The 14,430-nt window shown below is 60.3% G+C and carries 11 protein-coding genes; 8 read left to right on the top strand and 3 right to left on the bottom strand.

The features are described 5' to 3' along the window. The first annotated feature begins 64 nt into the window (after window positions 1–64). The 4 genes from clpX to PMI24_RS04815 all read left to right on the top strand — a co-directional run bounded on the left by clpX (window position 65) and on the right by PMI24_RS04815 (window position 6,432). On the top strand, window positions 65–1,348 hold the full coding sequence (gene clpX / locus PMI24_RS04830; RefSeq protein ID WP_007951558.1) for an ATP-dependent Clp protease ATP-binding subunit ClpX: 1,284 nt from the start codon (window positions 65–67) through the stop codon (window positions 1,346–1,348). A gap of 163 nt (window positions 1,349–1,511) precedes the next feature. Continuing rightward, the gene (gene lon, locus PMI24_RS04825; protein WP_007951557.1) at window positions 1,512–3,908 is read left to right on the top strand and encodes an endopeptidase La; all 2,397 of its coding nucleotides are present in this window, start codon (window positions 1,512–1,514) and stop codon (window positions 3,906–3,908) included. A 148-nt stretch (window positions 3,909–4,056) separates the two neighbouring features. Further along, the gene (locus tag PMI24_RS04820) at window positions 4,057–4,329 is read left to right on the top strand and encodes an HU family DNA-binding protein (protein ID WP_002552737.1); all 273 of its coding nucleotides are present in this window, start codon (window positions 4,057–4,059) and stop codon (window positions 4,327–4,329) included. A 231-nt stretch (window positions 4,330–4,560) separates the two neighbouring features. Then, window positions 4,561–6,432 (top strand): SurA N-terminal domain-containing protein, encoded by a 1,872-nt coding sequence (locus PMI24_RS04815; protein WP_007951556.1) that lies wholly within the window; start codon window positions 4,561–4,563, stop codon window positions 6,430–6,432. A gap of 60 nt (window positions 6,433–6,492) precedes the next feature. Here PMI24_RS04815 and PMI24_RS04810 read toward each other — a convergent pair whose 3' ends face one another. Beyond that, window positions 6,493–7,698: an MFS transporter gene (locus tag PMI24_RS04810; protein ID WP_007951555.1), complete on the bottom strand. Its 1,206-nt coding sequence runs from the start codon at window positions 7,696–7,698 to the stop codon at window positions 6,493–6,495. Window positions 7,699–7,820: 122 nt separating this feature from the next. Between PMI24_RS04810 and PMI24_RS04805 the strand changes: the two genes are divergently transcribed. The 3 genes from PMI24_RS04805 to PMI24_RS29200 all read left to right on the top strand — a co-directional run bounded on the left by PMI24_RS04805 (window position 7,821) and on the right by PMI24_RS29200 (window position 9,992). After that, the gene (locus PMI24_RS04805) at window positions 7,821–8,720 is read left to right on the top strand and encodes a LysR family transcriptional regulator (RefSeq protein ID WP_007951554.1); all 900 of its coding nucleotides are present in this window, start codon (window positions 7,821–7,823) and stop codon (window positions 8,718–8,720) included. Between the two features lie 92 nt (window positions 8,721–8,812). Continuing rightward, window positions 8,813–9,676, top strand: coding sequence for a DUF2242 domain-containing protein (locus PMI24_RS04800; RefSeq protein WP_007951553.1), 864 nt, complete (start codon window positions 8,813–8,815; stop codon window positions 9,674–9,676). Window positions 9,677–9,803: 127 nt separating this feature from the next. After that, window positions 9,804–9,992, top strand: coding sequence for a hypothetical protein (locus PMI24_RS29200; RefSeq protein WP_157222928.1), 189 nt, complete (start codon window positions 9,804–9,806; stop codon window positions 9,990–9,992). 4 nt (window positions 9,993–9,996) lie between these two features. Here the strand turns inward: PMI24_RS29200 and PMI24_RS04795 are convergent, their stop codons facing one another. Together PMI24_RS04795 and PMI24_RS04790 are read right to left on the bottom strand one after the other, a co-directional pair. Next, window positions 9,997–11,037, bottom strand: a complete 1,041-nt coding sequence (locus tag PMI24_RS04795; RefSeq protein WP_007951552.1) for an AraC family transcriptional regulator — start codon at window positions 11,035–11,037, stop codon at window positions 9,997–9,999. A gap of 3 nt (window positions 11,038–11,040) precedes the next feature. Then, window positions 11,041–12,171 (bottom strand): nitrilase-related carbon-nitrogen hydrolase, encoded by a 1,131-nt coding sequence (locus PMI24_RS04790; RefSeq protein WP_007951551.1) that lies wholly within the window; start codon window positions 12,169–12,171, stop codon window positions 11,041–11,043. Window positions 12,172–12,375: 204 nt separating this feature from the next. On the opposite strand from PMI24_RS04790, the gene PMI24_RS04785 reads away from it, so the two are divergent. Continuing rightward, a complete protein-coding gene (locus PMI24_RS04785) occupies window positions 12,376–14,415 on the top strand; it encodes an NADPH-dependent 2,4-dienoyl-CoA reductase (RefSeq protein WP_007951550.1) in 2,040 nt (679 codons plus the stop codon). The last annotated feature ends 15 nt before the right edge of the window (window positions 14,416–14,430 follow it).

Here is a 14,430-nt window from a genome sequence, read left to right as displayed (position 1 = left end):
GCTTGAAAAAGCCCGCAATAGCCTTCATCTTGTGTTGCAAGCCTATCGGATTTGGATCGAACGAATGACTGACACCCGCAACGGCGAGGACAACGGCAAGCTGCTCTATTGCTCCTTCTGTGGCAAAAGCCAGCATGAAGTGCGCAAATTGATTGCCGGCCCCTCGGTCTTTATCTGCGACGAGTGCGTCGACCTGTGCAATGACATCATCCGCGAGGAGGTGCAGGAAGCACAGGCCGAAAGCAGCGCGCATAAATTGCCTTCGCCTAAAGAAATCAGCGGCATCCTTGATCAGTATGTGATTGGTCAGGAACGTGCCAAGAAGGTTCTGGCAGTAGCGGTGTACAACCACTACAAGCGTCTGAACCAGCGTGACAAAAAGGCTGACGACGTCGAACTCGGCAAGAGCAACATCCTGCTGATCGGCCCGACAGGCTCCGGTAAAACCCTGCTGGCCGAAACCCTGGCCCGCTTGCTGAACGTTCCGTTCACCATCGCCGACGCAACCACCCTCACCGAGGCGGGTTACGTGGGTGAAGACGTCGAGAACATCATTCAGAAGCTGCTGCAGAAGTGCGATTACGACGTAGAGAAAGCCCAGATGGGCATTGTCTACATCGACGAAATCGACAAGATTTCGCGCAAGTCCGACAACCCGTCGATCACCCGGGACGTTTCCGGTGAAGGCGTGCAGCAGGCCTTGCTCAAACTGATCGAAGGCACGGTCGCTTCCGTTCCGCCGCAAGGTGGCCGCAAGCATCCGCAGCAGGAATTCCTTCAGGTTGATACCCGTAACATCCTGTTCATCTGCGGTGGCGCGTTCTCCGGTCTGGAGAAGGTCATTCAGAACCGTTCCACCAAGGGTGGCATCGGTTTCAACGCAGAAGTGCGCAGCAAGGAAGAAGGCAAGAAAGTCGGTGAATCCCTGCGTGAAGTCGAGCCTGACGATCTGGTCAAGTTCGGTCTGATCCCGGAATTCGTTGGTCGTCTGCCAGTCCTCGCGACGCTGGACGAGCTGGATGAGGCTGCTTTGATGCAGATTCTCACCGAGCCGAAAAATGCCCTGACCAAACAGTATGCCAAGCTGTTCGAGATGGAAGGCGTGGATCTGGAATTCCGTTCCGACGCGCTGAAATCGGTCGCCAAGCGTGCCCTGGAACGTAAAACCGGTGCCCGTGGTCTGCGTTCGATTCTCGAAGGTGTGCTGCTCGACACGATGTATGAAATCCCCTCGCAGTCCGAGGTGAGCAAAGTCGTGATCGATGAAAGCGTCATCGAAGGCAAGTCCAAGCCACTGTATATCTACGAAAACAGTGAGCCGGCTGCCAAGGCTGCACCGGACGCGTAAGCGCCCGGTCTGCCGGAACAAAGAAGGGGCCTTCGGGCCTCTTTTTTTTTATGTCGTTTTTTACATCCCCTTTGCGCTTGTTTTTTTTCAAGTCAGCCCCCATCTTGGTTTCAAGCTTAATTCCATCTGATTACGGCCATATGGCCGCCGTAGAGGCGAAATCATGAAGACCACCATCGAATTGCCTCTCCTGCCATTGCGTGATGTCGTTGTGTATCCGCACATGGTTATCCCGCTGTTCGTGGGGCGCGAGAAATCCATCGAAGCCCTCGAGGCCGCGATGACGGGCGACAAGCAGATCCTGCTGCTGGCCCAGAGAAACCCGGCTGACGACGATCCCGGTGAAGAAGCTCTCTATCGCGTAGGTACCATCGCCACTGTTCTGCAGCTGCTCAAACTGCCTGACGGCACCGTCAAGGTTCTGGTCGAAGGCGAGCAGCGTGGCGCTGTCGAGCGCTTCAGCGAAGTCGATGGCCACTGCCGTGCCGAAGTCTCGCTGATCGACGAAGTCGACGCCGCCGAGCGCGAATCCGAAGTGTTCGTGCGCAGCCTGCTGTCGCAGTTCGAACAATATGTGCAGCTGGGCAAGAAAGTCCCGGCTGAAGTCCTGTCGTCGCTCAACAGCATCGACGAGCCTGGCCGCCTGGTAGACACCATGGCCGCGCACATGGCGCTGAAGATCGAGCAGAAGCAGGAAATCCTCGAAATCATCGATTTGTCGGCCCGGGTCGAGCACGTTCTGGCCCTGCTGGACGCCGAGATCGACCTGCTGCAAGTCGAAAAACGCATTCGTGGCCGCGTCAAAAAGCAAATGGAGCGCAGTCAGCGCGAGTACTACCTGAACGAGCAGATGAAGGCCATTCAGAAAGAGCTCGGCGACAGCGACGAAGGGCACAACGAAATCGAAGACCTGAAAAAGCGTATCGACGCTGCCGGTCTGCCGAAAGATGCCCTGGCCAAGGCCACTGCCGAGCTGAACAAGCTCAAGCAGATGTCGCCGATGTCCGCCGAAGCCACCGTGGTGCGCTCGTACATCGACTGGCTGGTTCAGGTGCCGTGGAAGGCTCAGAGCAAAGTGCGTCTGGACCTGGCCCGTGCCGAAGACATTCTCGACGCCGATCACTACGGTCTTGAAGAGGTCAAGGAACGCATCCTTGAATACCTCGCCGTGCAGAAGCGCGTGAAGAAAATCCGTGGCCCGGTGTTGTGCCTGGTCGGTCCTCCGGGCGTGGGTAAAACCTCGCTGGCCGAGTCGATCGCCCATGCCACCAACCGCAAATTCGTGCGCATGGCCCTCGGTGGCGTGCGTGATGAAGCGGAAATCCGTGGTCACCGTCGAACCTACATCGGTTCGATGCCAGGAAGATTGATTCAAAAGATGACAAAGGTGGGTGTGCGCAACCCGCTGTTCCTGCTCGATGAAATCGACAAAATGGGCAGCGACATGCGTGGCGATCCGGCGTCGGCGTTGCTGGAAGTGCTCGATCCAGAGCAGAACCACAACTTCAACGACCACTACCTGGAAGTCGACTACGACCTCTCGGACGTGATGTTCCTGTGCACCTCGAACTCCATGAACATTCCGCCGGCGCTGCTGGACCGGATGGAAGTCATCCGTCTGCCGGGCTACACCGAAGACGAGAAGATCAACATCGCGGTCAAGTACCTGTCGCCGAAGCAGATTGCAGCCAACGGCCTGAAGAAGGGCGAGCTGGAATTCGACGAAGAAGCGATCCGCGACATCATCCGTTACTACACCCGCGAAGCCGGTGTGCGTGGCCTCGAGCGGCAGATTGCCAAGGTCTGCCGCAAGGCGGTCAAAGAGCACGCGCTGGAAAAACGCTTCTCGGTAAAAGTGACAGCTGATCTGCTGGAGCATTTCCTCGGCGTTCGCAAGTTCCGCTACGGTCTGGCCGAGCAGCAGGATCAGATCGGTCAAGTGACCGGCCTGGCCTGGACTCAGGTGGGCGGCGAACTGCTGACCATCGAAGCCGCTGTGGTGCCGGGCAAAGGTCAACTGATCAAGACCGGTTCGCTGGGTGACGTAATGGTCGAATCGATCACTGCGGCCCTGACCGTGGTGCGCAGCCGTGCCAAGAGCCTGGGCATTCCGCTGGACTTCCACGAGAAGCGCGACACCCATATCCACATGCCGGAAGGCGCTACACCGAAAGACGGCCCGAGCGCTGGTGTAGGCATGTGTACTGCGCTGGTGTCGGCTTTGACGGGGATTCCTGTGCGTGCCGATGTCGCCATGACCGGCGAGATCACCCTGCGTGGTCAAGTCCTCGCCATTGGCGGTCTGAAGGAAAAACTGCTGGCCGCTCACCGTGGCGGAATCAAGACAGTGATTATTCCGGAAGAGAACGTGCGCGATCTGAAGGAGATTCCTGACAATATCAAGCAGGATCTGCAGATCAAACCGGTTAAATGGATTGACGAGGTCCTGCAAATTGCGCTGCAATACGCGCCGGAGCCCTTGCCGGATGTGGCTCCGGAGATAGTTGCCAAGGACGAAAAACGTGAGTCTGACTCTAAGGAAAGAATTAGCACGCATTAATACGCTTTTGCCTGGGGGGCTTCCTTGACAGCTTTTTAGAGCCCTTGTTATAAAGCGGCTCTTAAGTGTCTGTAGGCCATTCAGCACTCGTTTTTGCTTTCACCAAAAAACTTAGAATCATACTCAAATAGATATAAGGGGACTTAGAGTGAACAAGTCGGAACTGATTGATGCTATCGCTGCATCCGCTGATATCCCGAAAGCTGCTGCTGGCCGTGCGCTGGACGCTGTAATCGAATCCGTCACTGGCGCTCTCAAGGCTGGCGACTCCGTTGTTCTGGTTGGTTTCGGTACTTTCTCCGTAACTGATCGTCCAGCTCGCATCGGTCGTAACCCACAGACCGGCAAGACTCTGGAAATCGCGGCAGCCAAAAAGCCAGGTTTCAAAGCCGGTAAAGCCCTGAAAGAAGCCGTCAACTAAGTTTGATTCAGGTTTTTACCCATCCGGGTCGGGGTCATGCCTGACTTGGCAGCGGAGCGGTAGAGCAGGCGGTTGGAATAGCTGCCTGTCACACCGGGATCGAGGGTTCGAGCCCTGTCCGCTCCGCCAGTTACGAGAAGGCGCATCCTCGGATGCGCCTTTCTTCTATCCGGATTCTACCCACGCTCCACGGTTGCCTAATTTTGAAGTTCAACCGTTTCTGGGGGACGCATGCTGCAGAATATCAGGGACAATTCACAAGGCTGGATTGCCAAGACCATTATCGGAGTCATCGTTGCACTGATGGCTCTGACCGGTTTCGACGCCATTTTCCAGGCCACGACTCACAAGAATGAGGCGGCCAAGGTCAACGGTGAAGAAATCAGCCAGAACGAGCTGAGCCAGGCGGTGGATATGCAACGCCGTCAGCTGATGCAACAACTGGGCAAGGATTTCGACGCTTCCTTGCTGGACGAAAAAATGCTGCGCGAATCGGCCCTCAAGGGTCTGATCGATCGCAAACTGCTGCTGCAAGGCGCAGAACAATCGAAATTCGCTTTCTCCGAAGCAGCCCTGGACCAAGTGATCCTGCAGACGCCTGAATTCCAGGTCGACGGCAAGTTCAGCTCCGACCGTTTCGATCAGGTGATCCGTCAACTAGGCTACAGCCGCATGCAGTTCCGCCAGATGCTGGCTCAGGAAATGCTGATCGGCCAACTGCGCGCCGGTGTGGCGGGCAGCGGTTTCGTGACCGACGCTCAGGTGCTGGCCTTCGCCCGTCTGGAAAAACAGACCCGCGACTTCGCCACGCTGAACATCAAGGCTGACCCTTCGGCCGTGAAGCTGACCGAAGACGAGGTCAAGGCTTACTACGACGAGCACGCCAAGGAATTCATGACCCCGGATCAAGTGGTCATCGATTACCTGGAGCTGAAGAAGGCTTCGTTCTTCGATCAGGTCGCCGTCAAGGACGAAGACCTGCAGGCGGCGTATCAGAAAGAGATCGCCAACCTGTCGGAACAGCGTCGTGCGGCGCACATTCTGATCGAAGTCAACGACAAGACCACCGAAGCTCAGGCCAAGGCGAAGATCGAAGAAGTCCAGGCGCGTCTGGCCAAGGGCGAGAAATTCGAAGCGCTGGCCAAGGAGTTCTCGCAGGATCCGGGTTCGGCCAACAATGGCGGTGACCTCGGTTATGCCGGTCCTGGCGTTTACGATCCAGCCTTCGAGAAAGCCCTGTACTCGCTGAACAAGGATCAGGTTTCCGAGCCGGTTCGCACCGACTTCGGTTTCCACCTGATCAAGCTGCTGGGTGTCGAGGCGCCTGAAGTGCCGACGCTGGCCAGCCTGAAAGACAAGCTGACCCGCGAGCTGAAAACCCAGCAAGTCGAGCAGCGTTTCGTCGAGGCGACCAAGCAACTGGAAGACTCTTCGTTCGAAGCATCCGACCTGGCCCAGCCAGCGCAGGATCTGAAACTGACCGTGCACACCTCCAAGCCGTTCGGCCGTGAAGGTGGCGAAGGCGTTGCAGCCAACCGTGCTGTAGTGACTGCCGCGTTCAGCACCGAAGTGCTGGAAGAGGGTGCCAACAGCACCGCCATCGAGCTGGATCCGGAAACCGTGATCGTGCTGCGCGCCAAGGAGCACCTGAAGCCTGCTCAATTGCCGCTGGAAAGCGTGGCCACTGCCATTCGCGCCCAGTTGACCAAAGAGCACGCCAGCGCTGCTGCCAAAACCAAGGCGGAGCAACTGATCGCCAGTCTGCGTGATGGCAAGACCCCGCTGGACAAGGCGGTGGACGGTCAGAGCTGGAAAGTCACTGAAGCGGCGAACCGCGCTCAGGAAGGCGTTGATCCGGCGGTGCTGCAAGCGTTGTTCCGCATGCCGAAACCGGCCGCCAAGGACAAGCCGACCTTCACCAGCGTAACGCTGGCGGATGGCAGCCTGACCATCGTGCGCCTGAACGGCGTGAATGAAGCAGCGGCTCCGACCGATGAAGAGAAAGCGCAGTACCGTCGCTTCCTCGCATCGCGTGTGGGCCAGCAAGACTTCGCGGCGTACCGCAAGCAGCTGGAAGCCGAAGCCGACATCAAGCGTTTCTGATGCCTGGCTGAGCCGCAAGACCGGAGCCCCGGATGAAAATCCGGGGCTTTTTTGTGCGCGCTATCCGGCGTTCGGGAAACCATGGTTCCGGGCATTGACGGTCGCATACAGGGTCAGCAGCAGCAGACCTGCGACCATCCACGGGTAAGCCCCGACGCCCAGGTTGTTCAGCAGCAGACCACCCGCAAGCCCGCCGCCGGCAATGCCGACATTCCACAGGGTCACCAGCATCGATTGCGCGGTGTCCGCAGCCTCCCTGGCAGTTTTTGCCAGGGCCGTCTGCAGCAGCGAGGGCATCGCGCCGAACGCCAGGCCCCAGACGGCTGTGGCGGTGTAGACCACGCCCGGCCATTCGCGCCATAGACCCAGAGCAATCGCCGACAGCAGGAACAGCGTGGCACTGACCAGTACCAGCTGACGCAGCCAGCGATCAATCAGGCTGCCGACGATCCACAGGCTCAATACCGACGCCAGGCCAAACACCAGCAACACCCGGTCGATTTCTGCGGCAAGTCCCGATGGCTCCAGAAAGGGCGCGATGTAGGTGTACAGAAGGTTGTGCGCGACGACGTAGGACAAGGTTACAAACAGCACGGATCGCACGCCCGGCAAGGTAAACACCTGACGCAGTGGCAGGCGTTTGCCGGCGCGTTCACCGGCGAAGTCCGGTACTTGCCAACGCACCCAGATCACCAGCAGCACGGTCAGCCCGGTCATGATCGCGAAGCTCAGGCGCCAGCCGACTGCCGTGCCCAGCAGCGTGCCGGCCGGAATGCCCAGCGACAGCGCAAGCGGCGCCCCGAGCATGGCCACCGTAATCGCCCGGCCTTGCAAGTGAGGTGCGACCATCCGGCTCGCGTACCCGGCCAGCAAAGCCCAGAGCAGCCCGGCGAATACGCCTGCGATCAAGCGTGCAATCAGGGTCAGCCAGTACAGCTCCGACAACGCAGTGATGCTGTTGGCGATAGCAAACCCACCAATGGCCGCCAGCAGCAGCGGGCGCCGACGCCAGCCACGGGTGGCAATGGTGAGCGGAATGGCCGCCAGCATCGAACCGATGGCGTACAGCGTGACCAGTTGCCCGATCAGTGCCTGAGAGACATCAAGCCCAGCGCTCATCTGCGGCAGCAGGCCGGCGGGCATCGCCTCGGTCAGCACGGTGATGAACCCGGCGGTGGCCAGAGCGAGCAGTGCGCCCAGCGGTAATCGTTCTGCGGGCTCGACGGTGCCGGCGAGCGAGGGGGAAGTGAGTGGCGCATCGTTCATGGGCGGGTTTCCATTTTGCCGAAGGAGACGAAGGCCATAGGGTAGGGCGCTGCACATTCGGGAAAAACAGGTTAGGGTTCCGAACATCTCGGACAAGAATGTCGTGAATCAGGGAGGGATGAATGGACAGCCTGGGCAGTATTTCGGTGTTCGTGCAGGTGGCGGAAACCCGCAGTTTTACCGAGGCCGGCCGCTTGCAGGGCGTGTCTTCGTCGGCGGTCGGCAAGAGCATCGCCCGCCTGGAAGCACGGCTCAATGTGCGCTTGTTTCATCGCACCACCCGCAGCATCACGCTGACCAGCGAAGGCGCGCTGTTTCTTGAGCGTTGCCGCAAGATTCTGGCCGAGGTCGAAGCAGCCGAGTTCGAGTTGTGCGATGCCGCAGCGGCGCCTCACGGCAAGTTGCGGGTCAGCCTGCCGCAGGTGCATGAGCTGGTGATGCCGGTCATGAATGAATTCATGGCGCGGTACCCGCAGATCGAACTGGATCTGGACCTGACCGATCGTATGGTGGATGTGGTTGAAGAAGGCTTCGACGCGGTGATCCGGACGGGTAAACCGCGAGACTCGCGATTGATGGCACGACCGTTGGGCGAGTTTCACATGGTGTTGGTGGTCAGTCCTGCGTACCTGCGCGAACGCGGCGAGCCGCTCACTCCGGCCGATCTGGCGGAGCACGCCTGCTTGCGCCACACGTTTCACGCCACCGGCAAACTGGAGCCCTGGCCGCTGAAGCGCGAGGAGGGCGCGCCCGAGCCGACCTTGCCGACACGCCTGGTCAGTACGTCGATCGAAGCCGTGCGGCATGCGGCGCTGGCGGGCATGGGCATCGCCTGTCTGCCGGACTTCATGATCCATGAAGCGCAGCAGCAGGGTCGCCTGCAGCGCGTACTGGATGAGCATCTGGAGCACGTCGGGCAGTTCTGGGTCCTGTGGCCGTCGAGCCGGCATGCAACCGCCAAATTGCGCGTGTTCATCGATCATTTATCGGCGCGACTTTTTCCTGTCGTCCATGACCGGTAGAGTTGTAACTGTTTTAAGACACTAATCCATACGCCGCGGGGCAGCGATCTGTTGCACAATACGCCCCGGACCGTTTTCCCTCAGGATGTTTAATGTTGAATTCTATTCCCGTGCGTTTCATCGGGTTGGCGTTGTTGCTGACCGCCGCTGCCGGCTGCTCCAAGGACAAGCCTATCTACGAGCATGAGAATTTCGACGACTCCGGCACCTTTTCGCGCAATTATCCGGTGACCGACACCGCCAGTTGCGAAGCGGCCCGCCGAGCGTTGCTCAGCCAGGGCTACATCATTACCAGCAATGACCCGAAACTGGTCAGCGGGCACAAGAGCTTCCAGCAGACCGGCGAAACCCACCTGGAGATCAGCTTCAACGTGGTGTGCGCCGATGATGGCAGCGCCGGCCATCACGCCACCGTGTTCGCCAACGCCCTGCAGGACCGCTACGCGCTGAAGAAGACCAATAACTCGGCCAGCCTCGGTGTCGGCGTGTTGGGCTCGGTGTCGATGCCGATCGGCTCGTCTGACGATTCGATGGTCAAGGTAGCGAGTGAAACCGTGTCCTCGCAGAAGTTCTACGAGCGTTTCTTCACGCTGGTCGAGCTGTTCCTGCCGGCCGACGCGAAGAAAGCCGCGCACATCACTGAGAAACCCAAGACCGACTTGGGTGTGCCGGAAGCCAAGCCAGCGCCGGCTGCGTTGGCTCCAGCCCCTGCGGCTGAACCGACCCCGGCCCCAGCGCCGGCCGCCGAGCCTGCGGCGGCACCGACGCCAGCGCCTGTAGAAGCGACCCCGGCCAGTTCCGAGCCGGTAGCACCGCCGGCCGAAGTCGCGCCGATCACCCCGGCACCGGTTGCCGAGCCTGCGCCCGCGACGGAAACCATCACGCCGCCGGCCAACCCGACGGACATGCCGCCGCCCTCCGAGCCGATTCCGGCCATGCCTGCCTCCGGGCAGTAAACTTCGCGCCACGCCTCCGACCCCTGTCGGAGGCGTGGCGTTTTGTTGTCTCCCTTGAGCTTTTTCCTGCAAGCCCCGTCGAAAAATATCCCGCGATAAATTCCTGACCGCCTGCTACGTTTATTTCATGAAGGGCGCGTTTCATTTTTCCTTCACACGGGCACTTTATGCTCGAGGCACTGGTCATTTGTTCCAGGACATTTCAAGCAAGCGTCAGGGGGATTACGCAATGGATGACTATCAAGAAGAACTGCTCGAATTCCAGGCTTACGAACTGGATTCACCAGAGCCTGCGGAAGACGCCACCGAGCTGTGAGGCGTCATCCTGTCTTGCGGTGACTGCGGCGAAATTCGCCCGGTGTCTGGCCGTTCCAGCGCTTGAAGGCGCGCTGGAAAGCTTCGGCCGAGGCAAACCCCAGCAGGTAGGCAATTTCACCGAATGCCAGTTCGGTGTCGCGGATGTAGGTCATCGCCAGATCACGGCGAGTGTCATTGAGGATCGCGCGAAACTGCGTGCCTTCCTCGGCCAGCTTTCGCCGTAACGTCCATGTCGGCAGCTTCAGGCGTGCCGCCACTTCTTCCAGATCCGGTTCCCGGCCACCATTGAGCAACGGCCCGAGCAATTGCGTGATGCGTTCACGCAGGCTGCGGGTGCGGGTCAGTTGTTCCAGTTCCCGTTCACACAAACCGAGCAAATGTTTCCAGGTGCTGGGGCAATGCTCCGGGTTGCGTTGGGCCAGGCTGGTGAGGCCCAGGCGCAGTTGATTGTGTTCGGCGCCAAACTGGATCGGGCACTCGCCCAGCACGGTGTAGGCGTCGCGATAGTCCGGGGCGTCGAATTCGATTTCGATCCGCTCGGCGCGCAAGTGTTCGGGGCTGACGCTGGACAGCTGATGCAGCCAGCCGGCAATGATCGAATCCACCACAAAGCGGTTGTAGGCGTTGTACGGGCTGATCGAGTAGAAGCGCAGCCACGCACCGCTGGCGTCCTCGTGGAAACTCGACTGGCCTCGATAGTTGGAGCCGTACAACGGTTCGAAGCGAATCAGGCAGCGGGCGGCTTCACGCACGGTCGGCGCCTGCGCGGCAGTCACGCCGGCCAGTCCGGCCTGGCTCAGGCGACTGAGTTGGCCCATTCGCAAACCCAATGCCGGATCGCCGGTCAGCTGGATCGCGCCATGCCCCAGGCGCATGTAGCGCGGGATCGACAGGCGGGCGCCGGCTTCGGCCAGGCGCGCGGCATCCAGGCCGTACTGTTCGAGCAATGGCAGCGGATCGACGTCATGGCTGCGCACGGCATCGGCCAGGCTGTGAACAAAGCCCACCGACAGATCCCCGAGACGCATCGGCTGCGGTTTCATGGTTTACAACCAGAGGTTCAGCAGGCGCGCGCCACGGGCTTCGCTGTCGGCGAATTGCTGGCCGTTGCTGCTGAGGAAACTTTGCCCGGAACTCGGCTTGTCCCAGAACTGCCCGCGCAGGAACACACTCATGCCGGCCAGCGCCTTGCTGGCCGACGGTTGCGCGGTCAGGGTCAGTTGATGCCAGGCCTGGCCTTCGCTGACGTCTCCTGGTTTAAGGCTGACCGAGTCTGGCACGCTCAAGCCCTTGTAACCCTTCCACGGTTGATCCCAAACGCCATGACCGACGACGAACGCGGGCACCGCGATCAGCTGCGCGCCTTGCTCGTCGAGTTTGCGGTAGTTGTCCGGATACCAACTGTCGCTGCCGATCAACACGCCGAGGCGTCCGGCCGGGGTGTCGATCACATTGATCCGGGAAGCCTCGCGGGTGCCGGATGGCTCGTCCTGATCGAAGATCGGACGCATCTGCCGTTGTGGCTGGCCGAGCGGGGCGCCATCGCGGCCAAACACTACGGTGCTGTTGTACAGCGCACCACTGCCGGCCTTGAGCCGGCCATCGGTGATGTTCGGTTCAGGCAGCACGATCGAGCCGGCCACCAAAGTGATGTGGAATTCCTTGGCCAGACCGCCGAACAGCGCTTGATAGTCCTTGGCCATATCCCGGGACTTCATGCGCAGGTGCGCGTCATCCAGACGACTGCTGCCCTTGGCGGTGAGCCAGGCGCGAGCAAATTGCACCGGGTTGCTCGCCGCCAGCCAGTTCATCGCCTCGGCGAGGGTGGCGGCCTGGTACAGCTCGTCTTTTTCGCCGCTGATCATCAGCCATGTGCCGACATGCTCGGGCAGGATGACCACGGTTTTTTCATTCAACAGCCCTTGGTCCTGCGCCTGCTGCAGATAGGCGGCGAGCTTGCGGTGCAGGCGTTCGGGGCTTTGGTAGTCGGTGGGGAACAGCTCGGGCTGGATGCCCAGCAGGTTGCCACGGTCGGCGGGCGTGCCCTGATCGACCGCGAGTTTGATCCGCAGGTCCGACAGGTAATGACCGGCCGGGCGGTCAGCCGCCCACATGGCGTAGAAGGTGAGCGCGGCGATGAGCGCCATGGAAAAAGTCAGGTACAGAAGTTTGCGCATGAAATCCAACAACAACCGGGTACAGGGTGTGCGGACAGGGTAGGGCGCCAGCCCCGGCTTGCCAAGGGGCGCTGCGCATTTGGATCAATAACTTGTCAGTTACGGTCATTGAGTGACAGCGATGCGACTCCTAATCTGTCGAACATGACTGACGGGGGACGCAGAGCTCCCGCATTTTCCGTGATCGCTGCTGTGGAGTTAACGATGACCGCCACTCAATACCCGCACCTGTTGGCCCCGCTGGACCTGGGATTCACCACGTTGCGCAACCGCACCCTGATGGGCTCGATGCACACCGGCCTTGAAGAGAAGCCGGGTGGTTTCGAACGCATGGCGGCGTATTTTGCCGAGCGTGCCCGTGGCGGTGTCGGCCTGATGGTCACCGGCGGTATCGGCCCGAACGACGAGGGCGGCGTTTATTCCGGCGCGGCCAAACTGACCACCGAGGAAGAAGCGCTCAAGCACCGCATCGTCACGCGCGCCGTGCATGATGCGGGCGGCAAGATCTGCATGCAGATCCTCCACGCCGGCCGTTATGCCTACAGCCCGAAACAGGTCGCACCGAGCGCCATCCAGGCGCCGATCAACCCGTTCAAGCCCAAAGAGCTGGACGAGGAAGGCATAGAGAAACAGATCAGCGATTTCGTCACTTGCTCGGTACTGGCCCAGACCGCCGAGTACGACGGTGTGGAGATCATGGGTTCGGAAGGTTATTTCATTAACCAGTTCCTCGCGGCCCACACCAACCATCGCACCGACCGTTGGGGCGGCAGCTACGAAAACCGCATGCGCCTGCCGGTGGAAATCGTTCGCCGCGTACGTGAAGCGGTAGGCCCGAACTTCATCATCATCTTCCGTCTGTCGATGCTCGATCTGGTGGAAGGCGGCAGCACCTGGGAAGAAATCGTCACCCTGGCCAAAGCCATCGAGCAGGCCGGCGCGACCATCATCAACACCGGCATCGGCTGGCACGAAGCGCGGATCCCGACCATCGCCACCAAAGTGCCGCGTGCGGCGTTCAGCAAGGTCACGGCCAAGCTGCGTGGTTCGGTGAAGATTCCGCTGATCACCACCAACCGCATCAACACCCCGGAAGTCGCCGAGCAGATCCTCGCCGAAGGCGATGCCGACATGGTTTCGATGGCGCGGCCGTTCCTCGCCGACCCGGACTTCGTCAACAAGGCTGCCGAAGGCCGCGCCGACGAAATCAACACCTGCATTGGTTGCAACCAGGCCTGCCTCGATCACACCTTCGGCGGCAAGCTCACCAGCTGCCTGGTCAACCCGCGTGCCTGCCACGAGACGGAACTTAATTACCTGCCGGTCAAGCAGATTAAGAAAATCGCGGTGGTCGGTGCCGGTCCTGCTGGTCTGTCCGCCGCCACCGTGGCCGCCGAGCGTGGGCATCAGGTGACCTTGTTTGATTCGGCCAGCGAAATCGGTGGCCAGTTCAACGTCGCCAAACGTGTGCCTGGCAAGGAAGAGTTCTACGAAACCCTGCGCTACTTCAAACGCAAACTGCAGACCACCAACGTCGAGGTGTGCCTGAACACCCGCGTCGACGTGGCAAAACTGGTCGAAGGCGGTTACGACGAAGTCATTCTGGCGACCGGCATTGCGCCGCGTCTGCCGGCGATTCCGGGCGTCGAGAACGCCAAAGTGTTGAGCTATCTGGATGTGCTGCTCGAGCGCAAACCGGTCGGCAAGCGCGTAGCGGTGATCGGCGCCGGCGGTATCGGTTTCGACGTCTCGGAATTCCTCGTCCATGAAGGCGTGGCCACCAGTCAGGATCGCGCCGCGTTCTGGAAAGAGTGGGGCATCGACACGAATCTGGAAGCCCGTGGTGGCGTGGCCGGGATCAAGGCTGAACCGCACGCACCGGCGCGCGACGTGTTCCTGCTGCAACGCAAGAAGTCCAAGGTCGGCGACGGCCTGGGCAAAACCACCGGCTGGATTCACCGCACCGGTCTGAAGAACAAGCAGGTGCAGATGCTCAACAGCGTCGAATACCTGAAGATCGACGACGAAGGCCTGCACATCCGCATCGGTGAAACCGGCGAGCCGCAAGTGCTGCCGGTCGACAACATCGTCATTTGCGCCGGCCAGGATCCACTGCGCGAGCTGCACGACGGTCTGGTCGAAGCCGGGCAGAACGTGCACCTGATCGGCGGCGCCGATGTGGCGGCCGAGCTGGATGCCAAACGTGCGATCAATCAGGGCTCGCGTCTGGCCGCCGAGCTCTGATCCACCCTAGAATGC

The organism is Pseudomonas sp. GM25 (assembly GCF_000282255.1).
GTDB classification, from domain to species: Bacteria; Pseudomonadota; Gammaproteobacteria; order Pseudomonadales; family Pseudomonadaceae; genus Aquipseudomonas; species Aquipseudomonas aphyarum.
Note: the sequence above shows the minus strand (reverse complement) of the source record. Positions and strands in the feature narration are given on the sequence as shown.

Excerpts from the sequence above, each read along its gene's own strand:
- clpX (WP_007951558.1), top strand. The coding sequence starts at position 65 with ATGACTGACACCCGCAACGGCGAGGACAACGGCAAGCTGCTCTATTGC.
- lon (WP_007951557.1), top strand. The coding sequence starts at position 1,512 with ATGAAGACCACCATCGAATTGCCTCTCCTGCCATTGCGTGATGTCGTT.
- PMI24_RS04815 (WP_007951556.1), top strand. The coding sequence starts at position 4,561 with ATGCTGCAGAATATCAGGGACAATTCACAAGGCTGGATTGCCAAGACC.
- PMI24_RS04810 (WP_007951555.1), bottom strand. The coding sequence starts at position 7,698 with ATGAACGATGCGCCACTCACTTCCCCCTCGCTCGCCGGCACCGTCGAG.
- PMI24_RS04805 (WP_007951554.1), top strand. The coding sequence starts at position 7,821 with ATGGACAGCCTGGGCAGTATTTCGGTGTTCGTGCAGGTGGCGGAAACC.
- PMI24_RS04800 (WP_007951553.1), top strand. The coding sequence starts at position 8,813 with ATGTTGAATTCTATTCCCGTGCGTTTCATCGGGTTGGCGTTGTTGCTG.
- PMI24_RS29200 (WP_157222928.1), top strand. The coding sequence starts at position 9,804 with ATGAAGGGCGCGTTTCATTTTTCCTTCACACGGGCACTTTATGCTCGA.
- PMI24_RS04795 (WP_007951552.1), bottom strand. The coding sequence starts at position 11,037 with ATGAAACCGCAGCCGATGCGTCTCGGGGATCTGTCGGTGGGCTTTGTT.
- PMI24_RS04790 (WP_007951551.1), bottom strand. The coding sequence starts at position 12,171 with ATGCGCAAACTTCTGTACCTGACTTTTTCCATGGCGCTCATCGCCGCG.
- PMI24_RS04785 (WP_007951550.1), top strand. The coding sequence starts at position 12,376 with ATGACCGCCACTCAATACCCGCACCTGTTGGCCCCGCTGGACCTGGGA.